2 protein-coding genes are annotated in these 2,581 nt (G+C 32.3%); both read right to left on the reverse strand.

The window, feature by feature from the left end; translation table 11 throughout:
* Nucleotides 1-492: 492 nt before the first annotated feature.
* Nucleotides 493-1,371 carry a 3-hydroxyacyl-CoA dehydrogenase family protein gene (locus tag SVN78_10100; GenBank protein ID MDY6821958.1) on the reverse strand — a complete coding sequence of 293 codons (879 nt, stop codon included), beginning with the start codon at nt 1,369-1,371 and terminating at the stop codon, nt 493-495.
* A 485-nt stretch (nt 1,372-1,856) separates the two neighbouring features.
* The coding region (gene aroC / locus SVN78_10105) for a chorismate synthase (GenBank protein ID MDY6821959.1) at nt 1,857-2,581 on the reverse strand (725 nt) is incomplete at its 5' end.

Consider the following 2,581-nt stretch of genomic DNA (forward strand, 5'->3'; position numbering starts at 1 on the left):
ACACCAAGGGCTATGCTTGAAAGATTTCGAAAATTATTCAGCTCATCATCAAAAAAAATAATTGAAGAATAGTGTGAATATAGTAATATTTTTTATTAGCTTTAATTAGAACAATAATAAAAGGTGATTAGTTTATGATAGAGATACCTCATCTATTTAGAAAATCTTAGTTTGAATGTTGACAGAAAATTTAACCTATTCTTACAGTTAACATAAAAGATCTTATTCAAAGAATAAAATGGGAAGGTGTCTCTCATTTATAAAATACAAATACAGATAAAAGTTCACATGAAATTACTATATCTAAAAGAAAGTTACTCTCTAATATATTAGAAATTAATGTCAAGATGAAGCTTTTCTTGCCTTATTTTTATTCTCCTCTAAAGTTTGGCTCATGATTTTGAATAAAAGCAATCATTTATCTTCTTCACACTCAACAATTATATTCTCATAAGCCATATCCTTCCTCCTAATCTATGTCTTACTTCTACATTACCATTTAGACAATACATCTTTCCAGAAAGAGTAAATACTAGAGTACCCAGCCCGAGACATCATTCTTATGAGAGGGTGAAGCCTTCCTTTCTCAGGACCAAGTTCTCTTATAGCATCTTGTTCTGAAGCTATAACTACATTCCAACCTCCTACAAAATCAAAGAGCTCTAAAGGGCCCATCGGCAAATTGTAGCCAAGCTTGAGCGCTTTATCAATATCCTCTGGGGGTGCAACTCTTTCCCAAAGCATCTGAACTGCTTCTATTGCCAAAGGAGTATAAGCTCTGTTAGCTAAGAATCCATAGCTTATATCCTTACATATCACTGGCTCTTTTTCAAGCTTGCGTGCTAAGCCACAGGCTATTTCAACGGTCTCATCAGAGGTGTGAGCCCCCCTTACGATCTCAACAAGCTTCATCATACCCACAGGATTAAAAAAGTGAGTCCCCACAACCTTTTCCGGCCTTTTTGTGACTGAAGCCATCTCTGTTATATTTTGGCAAGAGGTATTAGATGTCAAAATAGCATGTTGAGGGGTCTTTTCATCCATGCTCTTAAAAATATCTTTCTTTATAGAGAGGTTTTCCGTTGCCGCTTCAATAGCGATATCAACTTCCTTCAATGCTTCCTCTTGACTTGTACCTCCCTTTATTTTATCCATGATTTGCTTCTTATCATCGTCAGTCATCTTCCCTTTGGCAACAAAGACCTTTTCCAACCTTTCCGATATAGTCTGTAATCCTTTTTTAACTAGATCTTCGTTTATATCCACCAGGTGAACTTCATATTTTCCTTTACGGGAAAGTATCTCAGCGATTTGGTTTCCCATCATACCTGCACCTATTACAGCCACTTTTTTTACATCTTCAATATTCATAAATTTCCTCCTTTTTAATAAATTAAACTTATCAAATAATCCAGTAATACTTTAAACTATCACCTTTAAAATAGTTAACATAGTTATATTTAATTTTAAATAAGAGTCAAGTAATTTATTCCTCTTTTTTACTTCAGGAAATATATTTTATCAAAATTACCTATATTATATCCTATAAATTCTAATACTATAGAGGCTTATATATATCATAGAATATTGTTATATCTATATATATACCAGGTTATAATGGTAATAATAATTAGTTTTAGATAAAGAATACTCTCTATTACAACATTCTTTAATTTATATCTTATAAAGTATCATTTATATTTGTTACCTACTTTTGAAAAAGTAAACTTGTACTATATTTTAGGAGGCGTTACCAATTTGATTGATAGTTATTAATTATATTAAATAAAGATATAATATTTAAATACATGCTAAATAAAAATTTAGGCAATTAAATCAGGGGTTAATTTTAATATTTATAAAATTCTTCTTGCATTATCAATCATAATTAAATCTATCAAAACAATGGCACTCATAGCTTCAGCAATTGGAACAACACGTGGGGCAACACACGGGTCATGCCTCCCTTTAGTAACAATCTCTCTTGGGTTACCATTAATATCTATTGTTTTCCTGGGGATTAAGATAGAGGAAGGTGGTTTAACAATAAAATTAAAAATAATATCTTGTCCCGTTGAAATCCCTCCCAAAGTACCACCAGCATTATTTGATAAAAAACCATTCTCAGTTAATTCATCATGCGTTTCACTGCCTAACATACTTACACCATCAAAGCCTATACCAAATTGTATACCCTTAACTGCTGGAATTGACATTATGGCCTTTGATAACTCTGCATTTAACCTATCAAAAACAGGCTCACCAATACCTGGTGGTACTCCTTTGATAACTATCTCTACAATCCCACCTATAGAGTCTCCTTTCTCTTTTATCTTTAAAATATAATCAACCATTTCACTAGCTTTATATCTATCAGGACACCTAACTGGATTGTTTTCTATCTCATCTACATCAAATGTTTCAGCTTTTATACTACCAACCTGCTTTACATAACCAGTAATTGTTATCCCTTTTAATAACAATATCTTTTTTGCTATTGCGCCAGCACATACTCTACCTATTGTCTCTCTAGAAGATGCTCTACCACCTCCCCTATAATCTCTTATACGATATTTTTTAA

The organism is Deferribacterota bacterium (genome assembly GCA_034189185.1).
In the GTDB taxonomy this organism is placed as follows: Bacteria; Chrysiogenota; Deferribacteres; order Deferribacterales; family UBA228; genus UBA228.

Bases quoted from the DNA above. Each gene is read 5' to 3' on its own strand.
- SVN78_10100 (MDY6821958.1), bottom strand. From the start codon at position 1,371: ATGAATATTGAAGATGTAAAAAAAGTGGCTGTAATAGGTGCAGGTATG.